This is a genomic window from Pseudomonas sp. CP-1, assembly GCF_021213715.1.
In the GTDB taxonomy this organism is placed as follows: Bacteria; Pseudomonadota; Gammaproteobacteria; order Pseudomonadales; family Pseudomonadaceae; genus Pseudomonas; species Pseudomonas aeruginosa.
Map to the genome: position 1 here is coordinate 16,120 of NZ_JAJQKY010000020.1, position 24,768 is coordinate 40,887.

The following is a 24,768-nucleotide window of genomic DNA, read 5'->3' on the forward strand; positions in this document are numbered from 1 at the left end:
GTTCGGGTCCGGACTGAATTCGGCCTGCCGTTGCACGAAAACGAGGTACAACGGCATCGGCCACTATCGCCAACGCCACCGCGCGCCCTCGCTCGTTCCGCGGAGTCGCCGGTTCAGTTCAGCCGGTACTGCGCCAGTTCCTTCGCCGAAAGCACGCGCATCCGTTTGGGATCGGTGCTTTGCATGGCCTGTACCAAGGTGCTGGGGATATCCATTTCGCGGAAGTAGGCGGCGGAGTCGTAGCGCATGCCGTTGGCCGAGCGCGAGTGCAGCGAGTCGCCGTGGGCGTAGTAGGGACGGTGCAGGCCGACGTAGCCGCGTACGGTCTTGCGCTTGCCGGCCGCCAGCAGGTAGACGCAGGTGCCCTGGCAGACGCTGCTCGACGGCACCAGCGCGTCGAAGCCGGATTCGCGCAGCAGGCGGCCCATGCGGATCGCCTCCGGCACGCTGCCGCCGATGCTGTTCAGCAGGAGCAGCTTGCGCGAGTAGGTTCCCGGATTGTTGCGCAAACCCTTGAGCAGCGTTTCGTAGTCGCCCGGCGCGATCTCCTCCGAGACGCGGACCGTCAGCACCCGCCCCATGCTCTTGTGTTGCAGCGAATGCACTTCGACCCTGGCCAGTGCGGGAGTCGCGCAGAACACGGCGAGGCAGGCGAGGACGGTCCGGAGGCGGAGGCGGGGCATGGAACGGGGCGATCCTGTCAGACGGCGATGGCTGCCGAAGATACCTGCAAGCGTTGCATTGTGCACGGTCCTCGTCGTCAGGACGAGGAGCCGGTCTCCGCCTGGCGCACCGGCAGGCGCAGGCAGAAGGTGATGACGTCGTCGCGGCAGTCCACGTCGATACGTCCCTGGTGGGCCTGGGCGATGGCCTGGGAGATGTACAGGCCGATACCGAGGCCGTTGCGGTTGCGCTGGTTGTCCGCCGACTCGCGCTTGAACGGTTCGAACAGGTTGGCCAGCTGCGCTTCGGAGAGGCCGCTGGTTTCGTTGAGCACGCTCAGGCACACCTCGTCGCCCTGGCGGGTCAGGGTGACCAGCACCGGCCGGCCGGGCAGGCCGTGATGACGGGCGTTGCTCAGCAGGTTGGCGGCGACCTGGGCGTAGCGGTCCGGGTCGACCACGGCACGAACCTGCGGGTCGATGGCGATCTCGATCACCAGGCCGGGATAGGCGACGTCGGTTTCGCAGACGATCTGCTGCACCAGTTGCGAGACGTCGGTGTCGACCGGGTTCACGGTGAGGCCGATGCCCGATTGCAGGCGGCTCATATCGAGGATCTGGCTGACCAGCCGTTCCATGCGGCTGCTGGACGCGGAAATGTGTTGGCGCAGTTCGGTGGTGCGGGTGTCGCTGGAGGACAGCAGGGCCGCCGCCATGGAGATCGACTGCAACGGGTTGCGCAGGTCGTGGCCGAGCACCGCGATCAGGCGCTGGCGCATGCGGTCGACCTCGGCCGCATGGTTGAGGCACAGTTCCATCAGGTCCAGGCGCAGCTTTTCGGCGATCGCCAGGTCGGTTTCGCTCCAGGGCGTGGAGTGGCCGCGGACCACTTCCTCCCAGGCCTCGAACGAGCCGCGCGGGGTCAGCCGCGGGCCGGAGGGGCCGATGGTCAACAGCTTTTCCGGCTTGCCGCCCCAGCGGATGCGGTGCACTTCCTCGTGGCGGAACCAGAAGATCCAGCCCGATTCCTGGCGGTGGAAACGGATCGCCAGCACACCGCAGCAGTCGCCGCCGTCCGGAGAGTCCTCGCTGGGCTGCGGCCAGTTGTCGGTGTGGTAGATGTCCCGTTCCGGGTCGCGCTGCAGGCGTTGCAGGACATTCCCGGCCTGGCGCTCGAAGTCGCCGCGGATGCTCAGGGTGCGGCCGCCGAGCATGACCAGGGCGCCGTCGCAGGGAATCAGTGCGGCGATGCCATCGTCCGGGTGGGCCAGTGCGCCGAACAGGTCGTCGGCGTCCCGCGCGCGGCGAGCCAGGGCCAGCCTGCGCTCGGTGGACACGCGCAGCAGTTCGGCGATACGCCCCTGCTCCAGGCGCTCGACGATGGCGCTGCAGACCTGGGAGAAGATCTGGAACGACATGCGCACCGGGTAGGGAATCAGTTTGGGCGACATGTGATGGCAGGAGAACAGTCCCCAGAGCTTGCCGCCGACCACGATGGATATGCTCATCGAGGCGCGCACGCCCATGTTGGTCAGGTATTCGCAGTGGATCGGCGAAACGCTGCGCAGCACGCTGTAGCTGAGATCGAACGATTCGTTGGTCTCCGGGTTCAGCGCGGGAAACACGCGCATCGGCGTATAGGCCACGTCGGCGATCAGCCTGATCGGGTTCTGGATGTACAGGCGACGCGCCTGGGCCGGGATGTCCGAGGCCGGGTAGCGTTGCCCCAGGTAGCTTTCGAGGTCTTCGCGACGGCTCTCGGCGACCACCTCGCCGGAGTCGTCATGACGGAAACGGTAGGCCATCACCCGGTCGTAGCCGGTCATCCGGCGCAGTTCGTCGGTGACGTTGCTGAGCAGGCTGGCGGTGTCGTTGTGCAACTGGACCTGGGCGATGATGCGCTGGGCGTTGAGGGTGAAGGAGGTGATCGACAGCGTGTCCGCGGTGCGGATCTCGAACTCCAGGTAGAACACTTCCTTGTAGCTGTGGCCGATCACGTCGAACAGGTGTTCGCCGATCCGCGTCTCGACGCTGTTCGACCATGGGCCGTTGCCGGTCAGTCCCTCTTCGAGCATGCGCAGGACCTCCGGCCCCACCTGCTCCTGCGTCAGGTAGGAACCCGGCGAGGCGACGAAACCCAGTAGCGCCTGGATGTTCTCGCTTGCCGCGAGGACCATGCCGTCCGCGCGCAGGGCGATCAGCGCCCCGTGCGGCTGGATCGCGCCAGGCACGTGGATGGGTTCGTCCTCGCAGTTCGCCAGGGTAACCGGGGTGATGCTCGTCATCTATCGTCCAGCCTGGTCTCCAGGCAGTCAGGCTTCGTCGAGAACCCATCGACGAAACGAAAGGAATGTAGCCTGTGCCGCATCCTGCGCAAGGCCGATGGCTTCGGGGCTGTCGATCTGCCGGGCGAGCTGTTCGAGAAACTCCTGCCAGCGCACCCCGGTTGCCTGGCCGTAGCCCCGCAACCACTGTAGCGGCAGACCGGGCAGGCGTGGAGCTAGTCGTTTGTAGAGATACGCGCCGCCCAGCGTCGCGCCTTCCATCACGTAGGCCACCCCGAAGACCTCCGCGGCCCGTGTCGCATTCGGCAGGTCGGCGCAGCGCGGTAGCGCCTCCACCTGCGCGCGGCTCATGCCGCCGGCCAGCAGGTCGCTTTCCAGCCAGGCGCTCTTGACCAGCCGCGCGTCGGCCCGCAGCGCCGCCGGCCAGCCGCTGCGGTTGTCGCGCAGCGCGCGCTCCAGAGGCTCCAGCCAGCCAAGGATGCGTCCGGCATGGTCGAGGTAGGCGCGGTCGTCGAGATCGTCGTCGCCCAACGGCGAACGGCGGTCCAGTTCTGCGTGCAGGTCACGGGTGGCGTCGCGGAGTGCGGCGAGGGCTGGCGATGGAGATGGGGACATGAGGTCAGGGCCAGCGATTCGAGGCATGAACGGAAAAGAGTAGCAGGAAGCCGTACGCCCGGCTCGGAATAAATGGGCATCCCCGCGCGTGGCGCAGGGATGCCGGAGCGGGCGCGCTCAGGCCGCCTCGGTCTGCACCACCCGGTAGCAGGGGACGTAGGCCGCGCCGCCGGGCAGCTTCATCCGGTGCTGCTTGACGAAGGCCTGCAGCAGGCGGTCCAGCGGCAGCATCACCGCCGGGTCGCCGTGGATCTCGTAGGGCCCGTATTGCTCGATCATGCGGATGCCGTTGTCCTTGACGTTGCCGGCGACGATCCCGGAAAACGCGCGGCGCAGGTTGGCCGCCAGTTCGTGGGGCGGCAGGCTGCGGCTGAGCTGGAGGCTGGCCATGTTCTCGTGGGTCGGCTCGAACGGGCGCTGGAAGCTTTCATCGATCTTCAGCATCCAGTTGAAGTGGAAGGCGTCGTTGCGCTCGCGGCGGAACTGCTTCACTTCCTTCAGGCCCTGGGCCATCTGCTTGGCCACCTCGGCCGGGTCGTCGATGACGATCCGGTAGTGGCGCTGCGCCGCATGGCCGAGGGTCGCCCCGACGAATTCATGGAGCTGCTGCAGGTAGGCTTCGGCGCTGCGGGGACCGGTGAGGATGACCGGGAAGGGCAGGTCCTGGTTGTCCGGGTGCATGAGGATGCCCAGCAGGTAGAGGAACTCCTCCGCGGTCCCGGCGCCGCCGGGGAAGATGATGACCCCGTGGCCGACGCGGACGAAGGCTTCCAGGCGCTTCTCGATGTCCGGCAGGATCACCAGTTCGTTGACGATCGGGTTCGGCGCCTCGGCGGCGATGATCCCCGGCTCGGTCAGGCCCAGGTAGCGGCCGCCGACGATGCGCTGCTTGGCGTGGCTGATGGTGGCGCCCTTCATCGGCCCCTTCATCACCCCCGGTCCGCAGCCGGTGCAGACATCCAGGCTGCGCAGGCCGAGTTCGTGGCCGACCCTCTTGGTGTACTTGTATTCCTCGCTGCTGATCGAGTGGCCGCCCCAGCACACGACGATCTTCGGCTCGACGCCGGGGCGCAGCGTACGGGCGTTGCGCAGCAGCTGGAAGACGTAGTCGGTGAGGCCCTGGGAGCTGTCCAGGTCGACGTGCTGGCTGTCCAGCCCGCTCTGGGTGTAGACGATGTCGCGCAGGGCGCTGAACAGCATCTCGCGGGTGCTGGCGATCATCTCGCCATCGACGAAGGCGTCGGCCGGCGCGTTGATCAGCTCCAGGCGCACGCCTCGGTCCTGCTGGTGGATACGCACCTCGAAGTCCTTGTAGGCGTCGAGGATGGTCTTGGCGTTGTCGCTGTGGGCGCCGGTATTGAGGATCGCCAGGGCGCACTGGCGGAACAGTTGGTAGGTCTTGCCGTTGGCGGTTTCGCTCAGTTGTTGCACTTCGCGTTGGGAGAGGGTTTCCAGCGTGCCTTTCGGACTGACCGAGGCGTTGATCACAGGGCGATGAGACATGTGCGATTCCATGCAGGGGACGCGGCGGCGTAGAAGAACCGCCGCATCCGGATAAGGGAGAGCCGGGCAGGTTGCGTGCCGGGGGAGAGGGCGATCAGCCGTCGGAGTGGGGCGACGAGGCAACCGTGCGCTGGGGCTTGGCTCCAGGGTCTTGGTTAAATGTAATAGCGAGAACCTGACTGATCTGACAAGGAAAATCTCGAATTTATCTGTCGCCGGCCTGGCACCAGGGAAATCCTGCCACTAGCCATGGGCGAAAAAATCCGGCATCGGCTGGGATAATCGACTCTTCTCCTGATATCGTTGCGTTTCCGCCGGATGCTCGGCCAGTCGAAGGGAGGAACGAAGCATGTCGTATGAACAGTCCAGCAGCGTACCTAGCGACTTTCTTTCCTCCTTTTTCCAAGAGCCTGTCATCCATGATCGAACTCAGAACCATCACCCGCGACGACTGGGAAACCTGCATTGACCTGAAGGTCGCCCGCCACCAGGCGCACTTCGTCGCTTCCAACCTCTATTCGCTGGCCCAGAGCCGCTTCCTGCCGGGGTTCCGCGCGGTCGGCATCCACCACGGCGGGCGCATGGTCGGCTTCGCCCTCTACGGCCCCGACGCCGACGACGGCCACTACTGGCTCTACCGCCTGATGATCGACCGCCGCTACCAGGGCAAGGGGCATGGCCGCGCCGCCCTGCAACGGATCATCGCCAGCGTGCGCCGGACGAGGCGGCGCAGCGATCGCCTGATGGTCGCCTACGCCGTTGACAACGACGTGGCCCGCCAGCTTTATCGGGACGCCGGCTTCGTCGAACAGGGCCTCGCGCCCTGGGGCGAGACGATGGCCTGCCTGATGCTGCCGGAGCCGTCCCATCGCTCCGGGACGGTCGCCGGAGCGCCGGGCGGGCGTGCAGCGCACGGCGTCCCGGCGTAGAATCGCGGGATTCGGCAGTTCCCTCCAATACCTATAACGACCATCCAACGCACATCGCCGCCCCGGACCCTTGCGTCCGGGGCGTTTTCCGTCGTGCGTGGCGAGGGTCGCGGGACCTGCCCGTCCGCCCCCTGCTCCGGAACCGAACGCCCCATGGACAGCACCTCCGAAACCCGCAGCGGCAGCTGGCTGAGCGTGATCGCCCTGGCCCTGGCCGCCTTCATCTTCAACACCACGGAGTTCGTCCCGGTCGGCCTGCTCAGCGACATCGGCCACAGCTTCGAGATGCCCACCTCGCAGGTCGGCCTGATGTTGACCATCTATGCCTGGGTGGTGTCGCTGGCCTCGTTGCCGATGATGCTGCTGACCCGCAATATCGAGCGGCGCAAGCTGCTGGTCGGGGTATTCCTGCTGTTCATCGCCAGCCACGTGCTGTCCGGGCTGGCCTGGAGCTTCCAGGTGCTGATGCTCAGCCGGATCGGCATTGCCTTCGCCCACGCGGTGTTCTGGGCCATCACCGCTTCGCTGGCGGTGCGCGTGGCGCCGCCGGGACAGCAGGCCAAGGCGCTAGGGCTGCTGGCCACCGGCACCACCCTGGCGATGGTCCTGGGCATCCCGCTGGGGCGGGTGGTCGGCGAGGCCCTGGGCTGGCGTACCACCTTCATGGCCATCGCCGGACTCTCGGTGCTGACCTTGCTCTACCTGGCGCGCTCCCTGCCGCTGCTGCCAAGCCAGAACTCCGGTTCCCTGCGCAGCCTGCCGATGCTGTTCCGACGCCCGGCGCTGGTTTGCCTGTACGTGCTGACCGTGGTGGTGATCAGCGCCCAGTTCACCGCCTACAGCTACATCGAGCCCTTCGCCAAGCAGGTGGCGCAGATGAGCGGCGAGGCGACCACCCTGCTGTTGCTGTTGTTCGGCGGCGCCGGGATCTTCGGTTCGATCCTCTTCAGCCGCTACAGCGAGGCTTTCCCGCGAGGCTTCCTGCTGGCCGCGATCCTCGCCTTGGGCAGCAGCCTGGCGCTGCTGTTGCCGCTGTCCGCGCAGCCGACCTGGCTGATGGCGCTCAGCCTGCTCTGGGGCATGTCGATCATGTGCTTCGGCCTGGCCCAGCAGTCCCGCGTCCTGCGCCTCGCCTCGGACGCCACCGACGTGGCCATGGCGCTGTTCTCCGGCCTGTACAACGTCGGCATCGGCGCCGGCGCGCTGCTCGGCAGCGTGGTCAGCGAACGCATGGGCCTGGCCTCGATCGGCAACGTCGGCGCCGCGCTGGCGCTGGCCGGCCTGCTGCTCGCCCTGTTCGCCGCACTGCGCTACGCGGAGGCGCTGAAAACCACGTCGTTGTGAGTGCTCATTCACTGGCCCGGATGATTCGGCGGAGGAATCCGCCCGCTTGATCTAGTCTTCTGTGACGAAAAGGCGCAGGGAGTGCGGGATTGCCCCGCGCCGGGCCGGCGCAGGGACGGAATATCGGGTGAACGTACAACAGAGCAAGTTCAGGCTGAGCCGCTGGGCGGGCGCGACACTGGCGCTCGGACTGCTGCTGTCCGGGCTGGGCGCCTGGGGGCTGGCGCTGGTCAACGAGCAACAGGCGCGGATGGCGCTGGAACGCGAGGCGGAACTGCTGGCCGAGGCGGTGACCCGCCGCGTGGAACTCTACCAGTATGGCTTGCGTGGGGTGCGCGGTGCCTTGCTGACGGCGGGCGAGGCGCACATCGACCGCGAACTGTTCCGCCGCTACAGCCTGACCCGCGACATCGACCGCGAGTTTCCCGGCGCCCGCGGCTTCGGCTTCATCCGCCGGGTGGCGGCCGCCGACGAGGCCGGGTTCCTGCGCCAGGCGCGGGCCGACGGCCAGCCGGAGTTCCGCATCCAGCAACTGACTCCGCACGATGGCGAGCGCTACGTCATCCAGTACATCGAGCCGGTGGCGCGCAACGGCCAGGCGCTGGGCCTGGACATCGCCTCGGAAGCCAATCGCCGGGAGGCCGCCCGCGCCGCCCTGGAGACCGGGCAGGTGCGCCTGACGGGGCCGATCACCCTGGTCCAGGCCAGCGGCTTGCGCCAGCAATCGTTCCTCATCCTGATGCCGATCTACCGCAGCGGCATCACTCCACCGCCGGGGCCCCAGCGCGAACTCGAAGGCTTCGGCTGGAGCTATGCGCCGCTGCTGACCGGCGAGGTGCTGGCCGGGTTGCCCATCGACAACGCGGCGATCCACCTCGAACTCAGCGACGTCACCGGCGACGGCGCTGCCGTGCCCTTCTTCGTCAACGGCGCCGCGGCGCCGGCTCAACGCCTGTTCGGCCACATGCTGCGGCGGGAGATCTACGGTCGGCACTGGCAGATGGCGTTCAGCGCACTGCCGCTGTTCGTCCAGCGCCTGCACCAGCCTTCGCCGCGCATCCTGTTCCTGGCCGGCAGCCTGGTCAGCCTGTTGCTGGCGGCGCTGGTCAACGCCAGCGCCCTCGGCCGCCAGCGCCGGCATCGGGAGGCGGCGACCCAGGCGCGGCTGGCGGCGATCGTCGGCAATTCGGCGGACGGCATCATCGGCGTCGGCCTCGACGGCGTCATCAGCGACTGGAATCGCGGGGCCGAGGCGTTGTTCGGCTACCGCGAGGAGCAGGCGGTCGGGCGGCGGGTGGTGGACCTGCTGGTGCCGCCATCCAAGGAGAACGAGGAACTCGACATCCTCGCCCGCATCGCCCGTAAAGAACAGGTGGTCAGCTTCGATACCGTGCGCCGGCACCAGGATGGCCACCTGCTCGATGTGGCGGTGACCGTCTCGCCGATCCTCGGTCCGGACGGCGGCGTGGTCGGCGCCTCGAAGACCGTACGCGACATCTCCGCGAAGAAGGCCGCCGAGGCCCGCATCCGCGAGCTCAATACCGGCCTGGAGCACCAGATCGCCGAGCGTACCGCCGAACTGCGTCGGTTGAACGTACTGCTCGGCAGCGTGCTGCAGGCGGCGTCCGAGGTGTCGATCATCACCCTCGACCGCGACGGCATCATCAGCGGCTTCAATCTCGGTGCCGAGCGGATGCTCGGCTACCGCGCCGACGAGGTGGTCGGCAAGGCCTCGCCGACCCTGCTGCACAGCGAGCGGGAGTTGCTCGCCCGCGGCCAGGAGCTGGGCGAGGAGGGTTTCCGCGTGCTGGTGGCGCGGGCCGAACAGGAGGGCGCCGAGACCCGCGAATGGACCTATCTGCGCAAGGACGGCTCGCCGCTCAGCGTGACGCTTTCGGTTACCGTCCTGCGCGACGAGGCTGGGGCGATCAACGGCTACCTGGGCATCGCCGTCGATGTCACCGAATGGCGCAACGCCGAGCGCGAGATGGCCGCGGCGCGCGACCAGTTGCAAATGGCCGCCGACGTGGCGCGCCTGGGCATCTGGCGCTGGAACCTGGCCGACGACAGCCTGCAGTGGAACGAGCGCATGTACGAGCTGTACGGCCAGCCGCTGGCGCTGCGTGACGGCGGCCTGGTCTACGAGCATTGGCGCAGCCGCCTGCATCCGGAAGACCTCGAACGTACCGAGGCCAGCCTGCGCGCGGCGGTGGAGGGGCGCGGCAACTACGACGTGATCTTCCGCGTGGTGCTGCCCGACGGCGGCATCCGCTTCATCCAGGCCGGCGCGCAGGTCGAGCGCGACGCCGATGGCAACCCGCTGCAGGTCACCGGGATCAATATCGATATCACCAGCGACCAGCAACTGCAGGCGCGCCTGCGCGAGGCCAAGGAGCAGGCGGACGCCGCCAGCGCGGCGAAGTCGTCGTTCCTGGCGAACATGAGCCACGAGATCCGCACGCCGATGAATGCCGTGCTGGGCATGCTGCAACTGGCCCGGCAGACCGATCTCAACGAACGCCAGCGCGACTACCTGGACAAGGCCAGCTCGGCGGCCACCTCGTTGCTCGGCCTGCTCAACGACATCCTCGACTACTCGAAGATCGAGGCCGGCAAGCTGGTCCTGGAAATGCTCCCCTTCGAGCTGGAGCCGCTGATGCAGGACCTGGCCGTGGTGCTCTCCGGCAACCAGGGCGACAAGGACGTCGAGGTGATCTTCGACATCGATCCCGAGCTGCCCAGCGCGGTGGTCGGCGACCGCCTGCGCCTGCAGCAGATCCTCATCAACCTGGCCGGCAACGCACTGAAGTTCACCGCCCGCGGGCACGTCCTGGTGAGCTTGCGGCGTCTGGCGCACGACGCCCACCTGGTGCGCCTGCGGGTGCTGGTGGCGGACACCGGCATCGGCATCAGCGCGGAACAGCAGCAGCGCATCTTCGAAGGTTTCACCCAGGCCGAGGCGTCCACCTCGCGACGCTTCGGCGGCACCGGCCTCGGCCTGTTCATCTGCAAACGCCTGGTCGACCTGATGGGCGGCGAGTTGCGGGTCGAGAGCGCGCCGGGCAGCGGTAGTCGGTTCTGGTTCGACCTGGACCTCGACGTCGCCCACGACCAACCGCTGCGCGCGGCCTGCCCCGGGGCCGGCGAACCGCTGCGGCTGCTGGTGGCGGACGACAACCTGGTGGCCGGCGAGCTGCTCGAACGCACGGTCGGCGCCCTCGGCTGGCGCGCCGACTGCGTCGGCAGCGGCAGCGAGGCGGTGGCACGGGTCCAGGCGGCGATGGCCGAAGGCCGTCGCTACGACGTGGTGCTGATGGATTGGCGCATGCCCGATCTCGACGGCCTCAGCGCGGCGCAACTGATCCGCCAGTTGCAGGGCGACCTGCCGCCGCCCATGGTGATCATGATCACCGCCTACGGCCGCGAGGTGCTGGCCGATGCGCGCGACCACAGCGCGCCGCCCTTCGTCGATTTTCTCACCAAGCCGGTCACGCCCAAGCAACTGGCCGACTCGGTGCTGCATGCCCTGCACGGTGAACAGGGCGCCCCGGCCAACCCGCCGCCGCGCCCGGTGGAGCGCACCCAGCGCTTGCGGGGCGTGCGTCTGCTGGTGGTGGAGGACAACGCGCTGAACCGCCAGGTCGCCGCCGAGCTGTTGAGCAGCGAGGGCGCTCGGGTGGCCCTCGCCGACGGTGGGCTGGCGGGCGTTCAGCAGGTGCTGGAGGCGAGCGTGCCGTTCGACGCGGTGCTGATGGACATGCAGATGCCGGATATCGATGGTCTCGAGGCGACCCGGCGAATCCGCGCCGACGGGCGCTTCGCCGGGCTGCCGATCCTGGCCATGACCGCCAACGCCTCGCTGGCCGACCGCGAAGCCTGCCTGGCGGCGGGCATGAACGACCATGTGGCGAAGCCGATCGACAAGGAGCGCCTGGTGCTTTGTCTGCTCGGTCATCTCGGCAGGAGCGGCGACAGGGGCGCGCCGGCAACGACAGCGGACGCGGGCGAACTGGTCGAGGCGCGGGGCGATATCGTCGGGCGTTTCGGCGGCAGCCTGGAGCTGATCGTCCAGGTGTTGCGGCGCTTCGTTCCGGATATGCAGGACCTCTTCGCCCAGCTCGAACGCCAGCTCGGCGAGGGCGATGTCCAGGGCAGCGCCGCGACCCTGCATACCATCAAGGGCAGCGCGTCCACCGTTGGCGCCAGCGCCCTGGCCGGCCGTGCCAGCGAGCTGGAGCAGGCCCTGCGCCGCGCCGATCCGCGGCGCGGCATGGAAATCCTCGCCGGCATCCGCCTCGACGAACTGCGCACCCTGTGCGATGCCTGCCTGCTCCGCCTGCAGGCGATGTTCGGCGACGTGCAGGCGGAGTCGGCGAGCTGAACCCCGGCGCGGTGGCCTGTCCCGCCAAGAATTCAGGCGGACCCGGGGCTCGCCTGCATCCGCTGCGGCCTGTAGGGCGAATAACGCCATGGGCGTTATCCGCCGATACTCCTGAAGCCCGCCCAGGTCTTGAGCGACATCCTCTTCCTGTCGTTCAGTGCCTTCAGGCGTCGCGCAGCAGGTCGTGGGCGTTGAGCAGGGCGTAGGCGACTTCCGGGCGCTTCTCCAGGCCGCGGCGGATGGCGGCAGGAATCGCCTGGCGGGTCTTGCGGCAGAGCCCCGGCTGCTCCTCGAAGCGCATGCGGATGCCGCGCATGCTGCGCACCTCGCCGAAGGCCGGGGCGATCCGCAGGCGGATGCCCAGTTGTTCCTCCATGCGCCGCAGCAGGTGTTCCAGGTCTTCCAGGCTGCGCAGGGCTTCCAGGCGAGCGGCCAGGCGCTGCTCTTCCTGGCGGGTCAGGAGGAGGATGCGACGGTCCGCGCCGGGCGCCTCCAGGCGCTCGCGTTCGCAGACGCAGGCGCCGGGCGGGCAGGGCTGGCGGAGGGGCGGGGAAGCGCTCATGGCACCATCATAGCCAGGACCGGCGTCCCGCGCCGCTACGCTCCGTCGCCCTCGCGAGCGCGCCTCAGCGCTTCAGCGGCACCTTGGGCTGCTGCTCCAGGCCGCTGAGGATGGCGTAGGCGATCTTCACCCGCTCGGCATTGGGATAGTTGCGGTTGGCCAGGATCACCAGGCCCAGGTCGCGGCCCGGGACGAACGCCACGTAGGCGCCGAAGCCGTTGGTGGAGCCGGTCTTGTTCAGCAGGCGCTGGCCCTCCAGCGCCTGTGGCGCGGGCAGCCTGGCGATCCTGTGTGGTTGCAGCGCCATCGGCGTCGAGTTGCCGGCCTGCAGGCGCTTCAGGGAGATCGGCCAGTCGTAGGCTTCCCAGCCCAGGCCCTGGGTCATGTCGCCGACCTTGTAGTAACCGCGATGGGTGGCATCGAGCGCCTGCGCCCAGGGCCTGTCCAGGCGCTCCGGATGCAGGTTGGCATCGACGAAGCGCAGCAGGTCGGCCGCGCTGGTCTTCACCCCGTAGCCTTCGGCATCCAGCGGGCCGGGACCGACCCGTAGCGGGCGGTCGTCCTTGCCGTAGCCCTGGGCGTACTGCGCCAGCGCCGCCTCGGGCACGTCGAGGTGGGTCTGTTCGAGGCCCAGTGCCGGGAACAATTGCTGCTCCATGAGCCGTTCGAACGGCTGGCCCAGGCTGCGCGCGGCGAGATAGCCGAACAGGCCGATGCTCGGGTTGGAATAGAGGCGCTGACTGCCCGGCGCGTAGGTCGGCTGCCACTGGCGGTAGTAGTCGCGGATCTGTGCCTGGTCCTTCTGCACCGAGTCGGGGAACTGCAGCGGCAAGCCGCCGGCGGTATAGGTCGCGAGGTCGAGCAGGCTGATGCCGTCGAAGCGGCTGCCCTGCAGCGCCGGCCAGTGCTGGCTGGCGCGGTCGTCGAGGCGCATCTTGTCCTGGGCCAGGGCATAGCCGGCGAGGGTGGCGGTGAAGGTCTTGCTCACCGAGCCGATCTCGAACAGGGTCTCCGGCGTCACCCGGCGGCCGTCCTCTTTCGAGGCCAGCCCATAGCTGAAGTAATGCGGTTCTCCTTTCAGGCTGATGGCTACGGCCAGGCCCGGAATGTCATTGGCCTTCATCACCGGTTGTACGGCGGCGTCGACCAGTGCCTTCAGGCGATCCGCCGGGGCCTCGCCGGCAATGGCCGGGGTGGCGGCGAACAGCAGTGTGGAAGCGGCGATGCCGCACAGGCAGGGGAATCTGGTATCGCGCATGAGGATTGGCGTCCTTTGTCGTTGGCTGCATGAGAAACCGCCCCGGGAGCGCTCCTTGATCGGCGGGCGGGGAAAATCTAGGCTTGTGCAGGATTTGCGGCAAACGACGAATACTCGCGGCAGCCATTAGAAAAATTTGGAGCAGAGATTGGTTCGACCCCATTTGCCGCTGAACGCCCTGCGCGCCTTCGAAGCATCGGCCCGGCACCTGAGCTTCACCCGCGCGGCCATCGAGCTGTGCGTGACCCAGGCGGCGGTCAGCCACCAGGTGAAGAGCCTCGAGGAGCGTCTCGGCGTGGCCCTGTTCAAGCGTCTGCCGCGCGGCCTGATGCTGACCCACGAGGGCGAGAGCCTGCTGCCGGTGCTGTGTGACTCCTTCGACCGCATCGCCGGCCTGCTGGAACGTTTCGAGGGCGGCCACTACCGGGACGTGCTCACCGTCGGCGCGGTCGGAACCTTCACGGTCGGCTGGCTGCTGCCACGGCTGGCGGACTTCCAGGCGCGCCATCCCTTCATCGACCTGCGCCTGTCCACCCACAACAACCGCGTCGACATCGCCGCCGAGGGGCTCGACTACGCGATCCGCTTCGGCGGCGGCGCCTGGCACGGCACCGAGGCGCTGGCGTTGTTCGAGGCGCCGCTGACGGTGCTCTGCTGCCCGGAGGTCGCCGCCCAGTTGCACAGTCCCGCCGACCTGCTGCAGCACACCCTGCTGCGCTCCTACCGCGCCGACGAGTGGCCGCTGTGGTTCCAGGCGGCCGGACTGCCGGCGCACGCGCCACTGACCCGGAGCATCGTCTTCGACACCTCGCTGGCCATGCTCGAGGCGGCCCGCCAGGGTGTCGGCGTGGCCCTGGCGCCGGCGGCGATGTTTGCCCGGCAACTGGCCAGCGAGAGCGTCCGGCGTCCGTTCGCCACCGAAGTGAGTACCGGCAGCTACTGGCTGACGCGCTTGCAGTCGCGGGGGGAGACCAGCGCGATGCTGGCGTTCAGGGAGTGGTTGCTGGAGAGGGCTGCCGTTGAGGCGCGGGGGAGATAACGGTTATGCAGGCGATTCAAGTGTCGATGAAGAAGTAATCACCTTCCTCGCGCCTTTCTTTATACGCTCGGGCTCTCCCAAGGTTGATACGGTTTGAGGCGTTGGGGTTGTGATTGGAATTGCTGACGGCGTGGTGGATATGGACCGGCTCGTCGGCGTTGCTGATCGCTCCGCTAAGCGTCACTCCCAGGCTGGCGGCATAGGCCCGGCGTGCCGCAACGATCTCGCTCTCGAGCATGCCTGCTTTCCCTGCTGCGGCAACGACGGCAAGTTCGCATAGGCGGCCAGCCTTCCTCGGGGAAACCCTCAGGTCGGCGCCTGCGGACCACAGGGCAAGCAGCGCTTTGGATGGAGCACAGCCATTTCTGCTGCGCTCTTCGATTGTCTCCAGGAGCGGACTCATATGGCCTCTTGAAAACTGTCGGTGGATTGCCAGCAGAATCGACGATGGTGCGCTTAAAGCAATGCGGAGCAGGCGGAGATGGTGGCGAAACGGCGGATAACGCTTCGCGTTATGCGCCCTACGGGAGCGGTGCCCGGCGTTGCCGGCGGAAGGCTACGGCTTTTCGGTTCCCGCGTCGAAATACGATCCGCCGTTGCTCGGCAGTCCCGTCCACATCTCGTCGAGATTGCGGAAGTTCCAGGCCTCCGCCGGCTCGAAGCCGACGATTCGGTCGGTCTGTCCGGCCCTACCCAGGTCTATCACCTGCTGCGGGATCGGCACCTTCGAGCGGGCCGAGAAGAATACCTTGACCCGTGGCGTCAGCAGCGAGCGGCCGTGTTGCTCGAGGACCACGCCGAGGCGCCCGCTTTCCAGCCTGACCAGCGCGCCGACCGGGTAGATGCCCACCGCCTTGACGAAGGCGCGGAACACCTGCGGGTCGAAGTGCCCGTTCCATTCGGCCATGCGCCGGATCGCCTCGGCGGCGTTCCAGCCCTTCTTGTAGGGACGGTCGGAGGTGATCGCGTCGTAGACGTCGCACACCGTGCCCATCCGCGCCAGCAGGCTGATCTGCTCCTGCGCCAGGCCGAAGGGGTAGCCGGTGCCGTCGATGCGCTCGTGGTGGTGCAGACAGACATCCACCACCAGGGCGCTGACCTGGCGGCAATCGAGCAGCATCCGCGCACCGTTCTGCGGATGCCGGCGGACCAGGCCGAATTCCTGCTCGGTGAGTTTGCCGGGCTTGTTCAGGATCGGATCGGGTACCGCCATCTTGCCGATGTCGTGCAGCAGCCCGGCCAGCCCCGCCTCGTGTACCAGCGGGTCGGACAGTTCGAGCTGGCGGGCGAGGGCGATCATCAGCGCGCAGACCGCCACCGAATGCATGTAGGTGTATTCATCCGAGGTCTTCAGCCGTACCAGGCTGACCAGCGCGTTGGGATGGCGCAGCACCGAGGCGGAGATTTCGTCCACCAGGTCCGATGCATGCGCGGTGTCGATGGCCTGGCCCATGCGCGCGTCGTGGAACATGCTGACCACGGCGGCCTTGGCGCGGCCGCAGAGCAGGGCGGCGTGGCGGATTTCCTCCTCCAGGGCGACCCGCGCCGGCGAAGGGTCGGCCGGCATGGTGACCGGCAGGACCGCAGCGGCCGAGACCGCCGCTTCCTCCGGGAGGTCGAGGCCCTTGCCGGCGTCGATCCAGACCTCCTTCACGGCGCTTTCGCGCAGGCGCTGCAGGTCGGACTGGTTGTCGAGCAGGAAGCCGCCTCTTTTCCAGAACGGGTGGTCCAGCCACGAGCCGCAAAGGCTCTGGACGAACATACCGAGGCGAAGCTGGGTTACCGGAATGCGTTTCAGCACGATGGGCTCGACCTCGAGACTGGGCCAGGTGGCTGTCTCCTAACGGTAGCCGAGATGGGCCGGCGGGAGTGAGAGATGCCCGTCAGTTCGTCGGCGTGACCTTCGCTTGGCTGCGTATCGTTCTGTATCCGCGTACTCCCGGCATACAAATCCCTCCGCCGACGGTACAGCCCCGATACATCGCCCTGGCGAAGTGGCCCTATCCAAACCGGCGCCAGCCAGGTCCTCGCGCTGGCGGAGACGGCGGTGGAAACCTACGGCGGCGATAGCACGGGCCAAATCTCAGTCGCGGCGCTCGACGAGCGCGTCCTGGTGTACAGCCATCAAGCGTTGCGCGTTGGGCGTGAGATGGCCGCTGTGCCAGATGAAATGGATCTCGGTGGTGCCATAGTCGCGCAACGGATGCGCGCGGACCTGGTGGTTGCCAGGTAGCGTCGCAAGCACGGAGCGCAGCACCCAGGCGGCACCCATGCCTGCGCTGACGCAGGCGAGCATGGTGTGGTAGGACTCGATTTCCAGCACTGGCAGTTGTTGCAGGCAGTCGGCTTCCTCCAGCCAGCGATCCATGCGGAAGCGGAACGAGCAGTCGTGACGGAACCCATACAGTTCGGCGCAACGCAGGTCGCGCGGACTGGTGATCGGTGGATGATCCAGCTCGGTAACCAGCACCATTTCGTCGACGAAGGCCAGGCTACTTTCCAGGGTCTGAGAGCGCACGGGACCATCGCTCAGGGCCAGGTCTAGCACTCCATCCGAGACCTGCTGCACCAAGGCTTCCGAGGCTTCGCTGCGGATGTCCAGTTCGATCGCGCGGTGGCGTTGGCGGAACCGCCCGATCAGGCATGGCATGAAGGCGACCAGAACCACGTCGAGGGCACCTACCACCAGGCGGCCGCCGCTCTCTTCGTTGCGCATCATGGCCCGGGTACTGTCGCTGAGATCGAGGATTCGCCGGGCATGCTCCAGCAGACGCCGACCGTCCGGCGACAGGCGCAGACGCTGGTGCTCGCGCAGGAACAGCTGGCAGCCGAGGTCTTCCTCAAGCTGGCGGATGCGTACGGAGAGACTCGACGGGACACGGTTCAGCGCCTTCGCCGCGGCGTTGATCGAGCCGGTGTGGGCCACGGCGCAGAAGGCGCGGAGCTGAGACAATTGCACCTGGGTATTCTCGCTTTGCGAATCGTTGGCTGAATATTTTTCGATTTCCAGAATACCTTGTCGTTCGCTACCGTTCGCCCGTCCTTACGTCCGGTGATCGGATCCCGGCGTTCCTTCCCGGCTTGCGGGCCCATCGCGTCCGCTCATGGAGAGATTACATGGATCTGCAACTCGCACAGCGCAGGGTGCTGGTTAGTGGCGGTTCGCGCGGTATCGGCCGCGCCATCGTCGAACATTTTCTCGCCGAAGGGGCCGAGGTGGCCTTCTGCGCCCGTGGTGAGGCGGGCGTGGCCGAAGCAGCGGATTGCTTCGGCGAGCGTGCCTTTGGCATGTCTGTGGACATCACCGACCCGCAGCAGGTGCGCGGTTGGGTAACGCGCTCGGCGCTGCACTTGGGCGGCATTGACATCGTTGTGCCCAACGTCAGCGCGCTGGCCGGTGGCGGAGACCTGGACACCTGGCGGCGCGCTTTCGAGACCGACCTGCTGGGCAGCGTGGGCATGGTCGCTGCCGCCCTGCCGTGGTTGAAACGCTCCGAGGCTGCCTCGGTGGTGCTGATCTCCAGTGTTTCCGGCCGCGAGGTGGACATGTTCGCTGAGCCCTATGGCGTGCTCAAGGCGGCCCTGGTCCACTACGGGAAGACGCTTGCCAGCCGCCATGCGGAGGACGGCATTCGGGTCAATACGGTGTCGCCGGGCAACGTCTATTTCGAAGATGGCGTATGGGGCGCGATCGAACGGGATAGCCCGGAAACCTTCGCCCGTTGTCTCGCCGCCAATCCCATGGGGCGCATGGCGCGACCCGACGAGGTGGCGCGGGCGGTGCTGTTCCTGGCCAGCCCGGCGGCCAGCTTCACCACCGGAACCAACCTGCTGGTGGACGGCGGGTTGACCCGGGGCGTGCAGTTCTGAGCAGAGTGCCGGAGGCTCAGGCCTCTACCAGCTCCGGCGCATCCCGCCGCTGTTCCGTCGGCGCATGGGGCGCCGGCTTGCCGAGGATCAGGTCGGCGGCCTTCTCGCCGATCATGATCGCCGGGGCGTTGGTATTGCCGGTGATCAGCGTCGGCATGATCGACGCATCGGCCACCCGCAGGCCTTGCAGGCCGTGCACGCGCAACTGGTCGTCGACCACCGCGAGCTGGTCGTGGCCCATCTTGCAGGTGCCCACCGGATGGAACACGGTGCCCAGGTTGGCGCGGATCCAGGCCTCGATCTGGCCGCGGCTGGAAACCTGCGGGCCCGGTACCAGCTCGCCCTTGAGGTGACGGGCGAAGCTGCGGCTGGCGGCCAGTTTGCGGACCAGTTGGAAACCCTGGACCAGGGTATCGAGGTCGGCAGGGTGGCTGAGGAAGTTGGCTTCGATCAGCGGCCGGTCGTGCGGGGCCGGCGAGTTCAGGCGGACCCGCCCGCGGCTCTGCGGGTGCATCACCGCGACGTGCAGGCTGACCCCGTGGCCGAAGGGGACCAGGCGCTGCGGCTGGTTCTTCAGCGCGGGGGCGACGATCAGACCCAGCTCCGGGGTCTCTGCCTGCGGGTCGAGGCGGAGGAAGCCACCGGACTCGACGGTGTTCGAGGTCAGCGCCCCGCGCCGGCCGAACAGGTACTGCCAGGGCGAGCGCAGCAGCGGCAGCCAGCCCTTCGGCGAGAAGCCCAGGCCGTAGCCGAGCTTGGCCTCGGTGCGGTACATCAGCACGATGTCCTGGTGGTCCTGCAGGTTCTCGCCGACCCCAGGCAACTCATGGCGCTGGACGATGCCGTGGCGCACCAGTTCCGCCGCCGGGCCGATGCCGGAGAGCAACAGGAGCTGCGGCGAGTTGATCGAGCCGGCGCTGAGGATCACTTCGCGGCGTGCCTGCAATTGCACGACCTCGCCAGCCTGGCTGATCTCCACGCCGGTGGCGCGGGTACCTTCCAGCAGCACGCGTAGGGTCAGCGCCGAGCTGAGGACGGTGAGGTTGGGCCGCGCCAGGGCCGGGTGCAGGAAGGCGCGCGCCGCGCTACAGCGTTCGCCGTTGACCTGGGTGACGTGGAACGGGCCGATGCCTTCCTGGCGCTCGCCGTTGAAGTCGGCGTTGTACGGCCAGCCCATTTCCTCGGCGGCCTGGAAGAACACCTGGTTGATCGGGCCCGGGCTGCGCTGCGCGGCGACGTTCAATTCGCCGCCGCGCCCGTGCCAGGGCGATTCGCCCGGCTCGAAATGTTCCGAGCGGCGAAAGTAGGGCAGCAGCTCGTCGTAGCTCCAGCCGCGATTGCCGAGGGATGCCCAGCGGTCGTAGTCGTGGCGGTCGCCGCGGATGTAGATCATCCCGTTGATCGCGCTGGAGCCGCCCCAGACCTTGCCGCGCGGGCAGGCGATCGGCTGGTTGGCGGTGCCGGGCTGGGCGGCGAAGCGATGCATCCAGTTCCACTTCGGGTTGGCGATCAGGCGGATGATCCCGGCCGGTGTGCGGATGTAGGCGGCGGGGAGCGGCGTGCGGTCGCTGGGGCCGGCCTCGACCAGGCAGACCGAGACGGCGGGATCGGCGGAAAGACGGTTGGCCAGGACGCAACCGGCGGAGCCGGCGCCGACCACGATGTAGTCGAACGAGCGGCGGGCAGTGGAAGTCATGTCGGCACCTTTCTGGGTGTGCTGCCGGGCCTCGCCCGGCGTTCTTTTTCGCCCCGCGCCCATGGGCGCGACGCTACTCCATTGGACGGGGAAGCGCGCCCGGCCGCTTGTCCCAGCCTGCCGGCGGGGTTGACCGAGGCTGCCAGGCGGCGCGCTACAGCCCCAGCAGCGAGCCCATGTCGACCATCAGTTGCAGGCCGACGACGAAACCGTCTCCGCTCAGTTCGCGAGCGCCGGGGTTGTAGTAGTTGTCCGGGTTGAAGATGTACTGCACCGACGGCTCCAGCGCGATGTGCGGGGTCAGTGCGATGTGCGCATTGGTTTCCAGGGCGTACACGTCGCGCTGGCCGAGTTTCGCGTCGCCGCCAACGGCGATCCGCGCCTGGCGCTGGAACTCCAACTGGTGATCGTTCAGGCGCAGGTAGCTGGCCTTGAGGTTGAGCTTGTCCCGCGTGCGGTCGAAGGGCGCATGGTAGGTCAGGCCCAGCTCGGCGAAATGACGGAACGGCTGCTTGTCGTCGGCCGAGACCGACAGCGAGCCGAACAGCCCCAGCGCCCTCGGCGAATCGAGGCGGCCGCCGTCGGCGCGCCAGAACAGCTGCTGGAACTTGAAGAAGCCGCCGGCGCTGCCGTGGTCGCTGGCGCCGGTGAGCGGGTCGACCTGGTTGGCGGTGTTCAGGTAGGCGTTGAGTTCATAGTGCGAGCGGTAGGGATCGAGGCTTTCCTCGCGCTTGTCGCCGATCCCCAGCAGCAGGCTGGTGCCGCTGGCGTCGTCGGTGCCGAAATCGAGGCCATGGCGCTTCTTCAGGTAATCCACCGGGTTGGACTCGAAGGCCCCGGCGTGCAGGTACAGGGTCGGGGTCGCCCGGTACTTCAGGTAGCCGCCCCAGGCGCCGTAGGGCGGCGGCAGGATGCCGGTGGAGGCGTCGATGATCGGGTCGTTGCAGGTGACCACGGTCTCGCAGTTGTAGATCAGGAAATAGCGCCGCGCATTGGTCCGTCCGAGATGGCTGTCGAGGCGTCCGCCCAGCCACTGCTGCTGCCAGGTGAGCAGGCTCAGCTGGTTGGCGCCGATGTCGTTGTGCAGCGGCGCGCCGCCGAAGTAGCTGCCCACCGCGCCCTGCCAGCTCGGCCCGGTGGGCTGACCGGTGCCGCGGTCGAGGATGAACAGGGTTTCCTCGATGTGCAGCGAGGCGCCGTCCAGGCCGGCGAGGGTGGCGAGGTCGAGGTCGGCGCCGAGGAACAGGTCGCCGCTGTTGCCGAAGCTGTGCTGGCGCGGGCCGGTGTCGAGGTTCTTCAGCGACAGGCTCCAGAACTGCGCGTGGGTCTTCACGCCGTGGCGCTGGAGTCGTTCGCCGAACCCGGCCAGCGGGCCGCTGCGGCTGTCTTCGGCGGCCTGCGCGGAGAGACCGAGGAAACCGGCGCAGAGCAGCGCCGGCAAGGTGCGGAGGGTTTTCATGGCAAGGCACTCGTCTTGTTGTTGTTCTGTCGTGCGAATCGCTGTCCGCCCCAAGCGGACAGGTGCATCCGGAGCGAAGGCGGCTCAGGCGCAGAGATAGCCGCCGTCCACCGCCAGCACGGCGCCGGTGACGAAGCTGGCGCCGGGACCGCAGAGGAAGGCCGCGGCGCTGGCCACCTCGGGCGCCTCGCCCCAGCGCGCCAGCGGCGTGCGCTGCATGATCCGGCGGGTGGCCTCGACGTCGGCCTTGAGCCCGGCGCCCAGCGGCGTGTCGATCCAGCCGGGGGCGATGGCGTTGACCCGGATGCGCTCGGCGGCGTACTCGCAGGCCAGGGAACGGGTGAGCTGGACGATGGCGCCCTTGCTGGCGCTGTAGGCCGGGCGGTCGGCGGAACCGAAGGTGCTGTACATCGAGGCGATGTTGAGGATGCTGCCGCCGCGCTGTGCCAGCAGCGGACGGGCCAGTTGGCTGGCGAGCATGGCGGCGCTCAGGTTGAGGCGCAGCACCCGTTCGAAGGTCGCCAGGTCGTATTCCTCGCGGTCGCGGCTGATGCCGGCGTTGTTCACCAGCACATCCAGGCGCGGCAGCGCTTCGAACAGCCGTTGCAGGCGCTGGCTGTCGGTGATGTCCAGTTCTTCCCGGCGAATCCGCGGATGACGCGGTGCGTGCACGCCGTCGGCGTCCAGGCCGAGGGCGACGACTTCGGCGCCGAGTTCGGCGAACTGCATGGCGATGGCCGCGCCGATGCCGGAGCTGCCGCCAGTGACCAGCACCTGCTGGCCGGCGTAGATATCGTGTTGGAAAACCATCGGTGATCGTTCCTTCAGGCGTCGGCCAGGGCCGGGTTGGGATTGACCAGCACCTTGACCTGCGACTTGTCGCGCAGCAGGGCCTCGAAACCGTGCTCGACGGCCTGCTCCAGGGGCACGCTGCGGGTCACTGCGCGGGCCAGGTCGAGGCGGCCATCGGCGAGCAGGGCGATCAGCTCCGGGTAGGCGTCGCGGTAGCCGACGCTGCCGAGCAGGCGCAGTTCGCGGTTGACCAGGTCGAAGGCGTCCAGCCTGACCTCGCCCATCAGGCTCACCAGCACCAGCTCGCCACCCTTGCGCAGGCTGGCCAGGGCGGCGTCGAGGCTGGCCTGGCTGCCGGCGGCCTCGAAGGCGCAATCGAGCGCGCCGCCTTCGCGCAGGCGCGCCGCCGTGTCGCCGTCACGGGCGTCGAGCGCCCGGCTGGCGCCGAATTCGCCGGCCAGGGCGAGGCGCTCGGGACTGACGTCGACCGCGGCGATGTCCTCGATTCCGCGCAGGCGGGCGAGCATCACCAGCAGCAGACCGATCGGGCCAAGCCCGAACACCGCGCAGCGCTGGCCCGGCGCCAGGCTGCTGCGGCGCAGCGCGTGCAGGGCCACGGCGGCCGGTTCGAGCACGGCGGCCTGGCGGAAGCCCACCGCGTCCGGCAGGCGGTGCAGCATGTAGGCCGGCACCCGCGCGCGCTCGGCGAAGCCGCCGTCGCCCATCAGGCCGATGAAGCCCATCGACTCGCAGAGGTTGTAGCGGCCTTCCCGGCAGTAGCGGCATTCGCCGCAGCGGTATTCCGGCTCCACCGCGACGCGGTCGCCGATGCGCAGTCCCTCCACGCCAGGGCCGAGCGCGGCGACCACGCCGCAGAACTCATGGCCGAGGGTCAGCGGCGCGCGGCAACCGGACAGCGGGTGCGCCTCGGCCTGGGGAATCGAGTGCGGGCCGCTCTGGTATTCGTGCAGGTCGCTGCCGCAGATGCCGCAGTAGGCGACTTCCAGTTCGACTTCGCCGGGCCGCGGCGCCTGGCGTTCCAGTTCGCTCAGGCGGAGGTCGCGGGCGGCGTGCCAGCGCAGTGCTTTCATGGTTGGTTTCCTTGCAGGACGGAAGTAGGCGCGCTGCGCTGGCGCGCCAGCACGGCGGGTGCGGTTTCGCGCAGGAACAGCGAGAGGAACGCGGCGAGCAGGGCGCCGCCGCAGGACATCCACATGACGATGGACAGGCCGAAGCGGTCGGCGGCGAAGCCGGCCACGGTCGGCGCGAGGAAACCGCCGACCAGTTCGCCGAGGCCCATGATCAGGCCGAGGGCGGTGGCGATGACGCCGCGCGAGACGGTCTCCGCCGGGATGGTCGCCATGAACAGGGTGAAGCAGCCGAGCCCGGTGTAGGTCAGCAGCAACAGCAGGCCGAGGCTGGTCGCGTTCGGCGCATAGAGCAGCGCCAGCGGGCAACACGCGGCGAGCAGGGAGAACGCCACCAGGGTCGGCCGACGGCCGATGCGATCGGATATCGCCGGTACGGCGAAGCCCCAGACCACCCAGGCGACGCCCAGGCAGCTCATCAGCCTGCCCATGGTCGCCGGGCTGAAGCCGCGGGCGTTGACCAGGAAGGTCGGGGTAAAGGAAATCAGCACGATGAACCAGGTGACGAATACGCAACTGATCAGGGTGCAGAGCAGGATGTTGCGGCTCTTCAGCAGTGCCAGGCGCTTGCCTTTCGCGTCCTCCGCGCGCGGCGCCGGGCGCTGCGCACGGGGCGGGTCGGGACGCACATGGCGCCAGATCAACCAGGCGATCAGCAGGCCCGGCAGCAACGAGACGATGAAGGCGTGACGCCAGCCGAGGGCTTCGGCCAGGGCCACCAGCAGCGGCGGGCCGACCACCGCGCCGAGCAGGCCGGCCGCCGAGCCCTGTAGCAGGCCCATGTTGAGGCCGCGGCGATGCGGCGAGGAGGCCTCGACCATCAGTGATTGCGAGAGCGGCAGGATCGGCCCCTCGGCCAGGCCCATGATGCCGCGGAACAGCAGCAGGCTGAGGAAGCCGCCGACCAGCCCGGACAGCGCCGAGCACAGCGAGAACAGGATCACCGCCACGATCAGCAGCGGCTTGCGCTGCCCGCGGCGGTCGGACCAGGCGCCGACCAGCGCGCCGGATACCGCCCAGGCCAGGGCCAGCACCGAGGAGAGCATGCCCAGGTGGCTGTTGCTCAGTTGCAGCTCCTGTTCCATGAAGGGAAACAGGAAGGACAGCGCCAGGCGGTCGAAGAAGACGAAGCCGAAGGTCAGGAACAGCACGCAGAGCAGGACGTTTTCGTAACTGGCGGAATTGTTGTTATGCGCCATGTCGGTCTCCAGGCCGGGCGGGCCGG

The 24,768-nt window shown here is 68.2% G+C and carries 19 protein-coding genes; 5 read left to right on the forward strand and 14 right to left on the reverse strand.

What is annotated here, in order from left to right; genetic code table 11:
* Positions 1-113: 113 nt before the first annotated feature.
* The 4 genes from LT948_RS27145 to ppnN all read right to left on the reverse strand — a co-directional run bounded on the left by LT948_RS27145 (position 114) and on the right by ppnN (position 5,065).
* The gene (locus tag LT948_RS27145; RefSeq protein ID WP_003093439.1) at positions 114-683 is read right to left on the reverse strand and encodes a hypothetical protein; all 570 of its coding nucleotides are present in this window, start codon (positions 681-683) and stop codon (positions 114-116) included.
* A 77-nt stretch (positions 684-760) separates the two neighbouring features.
* Entirely contained in the window at positions 761-2,947 is a 2,187-nt protein-coding gene (gene bphP, locus LT948_RS27150; protein ID WP_003093437.1) for a bacteriophytochrome BphP, read from the reverse strand.
* Between the two features lie 27 nt (positions 2,948-2,974).
* Positions 2,975-3,562, reverse strand: a complete 588-nt coding sequence (locus LT948_RS27155; protein ID WP_003132314.1) for a biliverdin-producing heme oxygenase — start codon at positions 3,560-3,562, stop codon at positions 2,975-2,977.
* A 117-nt stretch (positions 3,563-3,679) separates the two neighbouring features.
* Positions 3,680-5,065 carry a nucleotide 5'-monophosphate nucleosidase PpnN gene (ppnN, locus tag LT948_RS27160; protein ID WP_003093432.1) on the reverse strand — a complete coding sequence of 462 codons (1,386 nt, stop codon included), beginning with the start codon at positions 5,063-5,065 and terminating at the stop codon, positions 3,680-3,682.
* A gap of 419 nt (positions 5,066-5,484) precedes the next feature.
* Here ppnN and LT948_RS27165 point away from each other — a divergent pair, with 419 nt between their 5' ends.
* The 3 genes from LT948_RS27165 to LT948_RS27175 all read left to right on the forward strand — a co-directional run bounded on the left by LT948_RS27165 (position 5,485) and on the right by LT948_RS27175 (position 11,719).
* On the forward strand, positions 5,485-5,994 hold the full coding sequence (locus tag LT948_RS27165) for a GNAT family N-acetyltransferase (protein WP_003118200.1): 510 nt from the start codon (positions 5,485-5,487) through the stop codon (positions 5,992-5,994).
* Positions 5,995-6,147: 153 nt separating this feature from the next.
* Positions 6,148-7,338, forward strand: coding sequence for a sugar transporter (locus LT948_RS27170; RefSeq protein ID WP_003101284.1), 1,191 nt, complete (start codon positions 6,148-6,150; stop codon positions 7,336-7,338).
* Between the two features lie 127 nt (positions 7,339-7,465).
* Positions 7,466-11,719: a PAS domain-containing hybrid sensor histidine kinase/response regulator gene (locus tag LT948_RS27175; protein WP_073657240.1), complete on the forward strand. Its 4,254-nt coding sequence runs from the start codon at positions 7,466-7,468 to the stop codon at positions 11,717-11,719.
* 163 nt (positions 11,720-11,882) lie between these two features.
* Here LT948_RS27175 and LT948_RS27180 read toward each other — a convergent pair whose 3' ends face one another.
* Positions 11,883-12,281, reverse strand: a complete 399-nt coding sequence (locus tag LT948_RS27180) for a hypothetical protein (RefSeq protein ID WP_003093424.1) — start codon at positions 12,279-12,281, stop codon at positions 11,883-11,885.
* A 64-nt stretch (positions 12,282-12,345) separates the two neighbouring features.
* A complete protein-coding gene (locus LT948_RS27185; RefSeq protein WP_003110141.1) occupies positions 12,346-13,539 on the reverse strand; it encodes a cephalosporin-hydrolyzing class C beta-lactamase PDC-30 in 1,194 nt (397 codons plus the stop codon).
* Positions 13,540-13,687: 148 nt separating this feature from the next.
* On the opposite strand from LT948_RS27185, the gene ampR reads away from it, so the two are divergent.
* Entirely contained in the window at positions 13,688-14,578 is an 891-nt protein-coding gene (ampR, locus tag LT948_RS27190) for a LysR family transcriptional regulator AmpR (protein ID WP_003110142.1), read from the forward strand.
* A 16-nt stretch (positions 14,579-14,594) separates the two neighbouring features.
* Here ampR and LT948_RS27195 read toward each other — a convergent pair whose 3' ends face one another.
* The 3 genes from LT948_RS27195 to LT948_RS27205 form a co-directional block, all read right to left on the reverse strand.
* The gene (locus LT948_RS27195; RefSeq protein WP_003093418.1) at positions 14,595-14,816 is read right to left on the reverse strand and encodes a hypothetical protein; all 222 of its coding nucleotides are present in this window, start codon (positions 14,814-14,816) and stop codon (positions 14,595-14,597) included.
* A 318-nt stretch (positions 14,817-15,134) separates the two neighbouring features.
* On the reverse strand, positions 15,135-16,379 hold the full coding sequence (locus LT948_RS27200; RefSeq protein ID WP_023092414.1) for a cyclic di-GMP phosphodiesterase: 1,245 nt from the start codon (positions 16,377-16,379) through the stop codon (positions 15,135-15,137).
* A gap of 282 nt (positions 16,380-16,661) precedes the next feature.
* Positions 16,662-17,537, reverse strand: a complete 876-nt coding sequence (locus LT948_RS27205) for a LysR family transcriptional regulator (RefSeq protein WP_003093413.1) — start codon at positions 17,535-17,537, stop codon at positions 16,662-16,664.
* Positions 17,538-17,695: 158 nt separating this feature from the next.
* Here LT948_RS27205 and LT948_RS27210 point away from each other — a divergent pair, with 158 nt between their 5' ends.
* A complete protein-coding gene (locus tag LT948_RS27210) occupies positions 17,696-18,448 on the forward strand; it encodes an SDR family NAD(P)-dependent oxidoreductase (RefSeq protein ID WP_003093411.1) in 753 nt (250 codons plus the stop codon).
* Between the two features lie 16 nt (positions 18,449-18,464).
* On the opposite strand, the gene LT948_RS27215 is transcribed toward LT948_RS27210, so the two are convergent.
* From LT948_RS27215 to LT948_RS27235, 5 genes are all read right to left on the reverse strand, one after another.
* Positions 18,465-20,144 (reverse strand): GMC family oxidoreductase, encoded by a 1,680-nt coding sequence (locus LT948_RS27215; RefSeq protein WP_073657239.1) that lies wholly within the window; start codon positions 20,142-20,144, stop codon positions 18,465-18,467.
* Positions 20,145-20,298: 154 nt separating this feature from the next.
* Complete coding sequence (locus LT948_RS27220) at positions 20,299-21,603, reverse strand: carbohydrate porin (RefSeq protein ID WP_073657238.1); 1,305 nt, start codon at positions 21,601-21,603, stop codon at positions 20,299-20,301.
* Positions 21,604-21,687: 84 nt separating this feature from the next.
* Entirely contained in the window at positions 21,688-22,413 is a 726-nt protein-coding gene (locus LT948_RS27225; protein WP_003093405.1) for an SDR family NAD(P)-dependent oxidoreductase, read from the reverse strand.
* 14 nt (positions 22,414-22,427) lie between these two features.
* Positions 22,428-23,486, reverse strand: coding sequence for a 2,3-butanediol dehydrogenase (locus LT948_RS27230; protein WP_003137583.1), 1,059 nt, complete (start codon positions 23,484-23,486; stop codon positions 22,428-22,430).
* Positions 23,483-24,742 (reverse strand): MFS transporter, encoded by a 1,260-nt coding sequence (locus LT948_RS27235; RefSeq protein ID WP_069376535.1) that lies wholly within the window; start codon positions 24,740-24,742, stop codon positions 23,483-23,485. The genes LT948_RS27230 and LT948_RS27235 overlap by 4 nt, the downstream gene beginning before the upstream one ends.
* Positions 24,743-24,768: the final 26 nt, after the last annotated feature.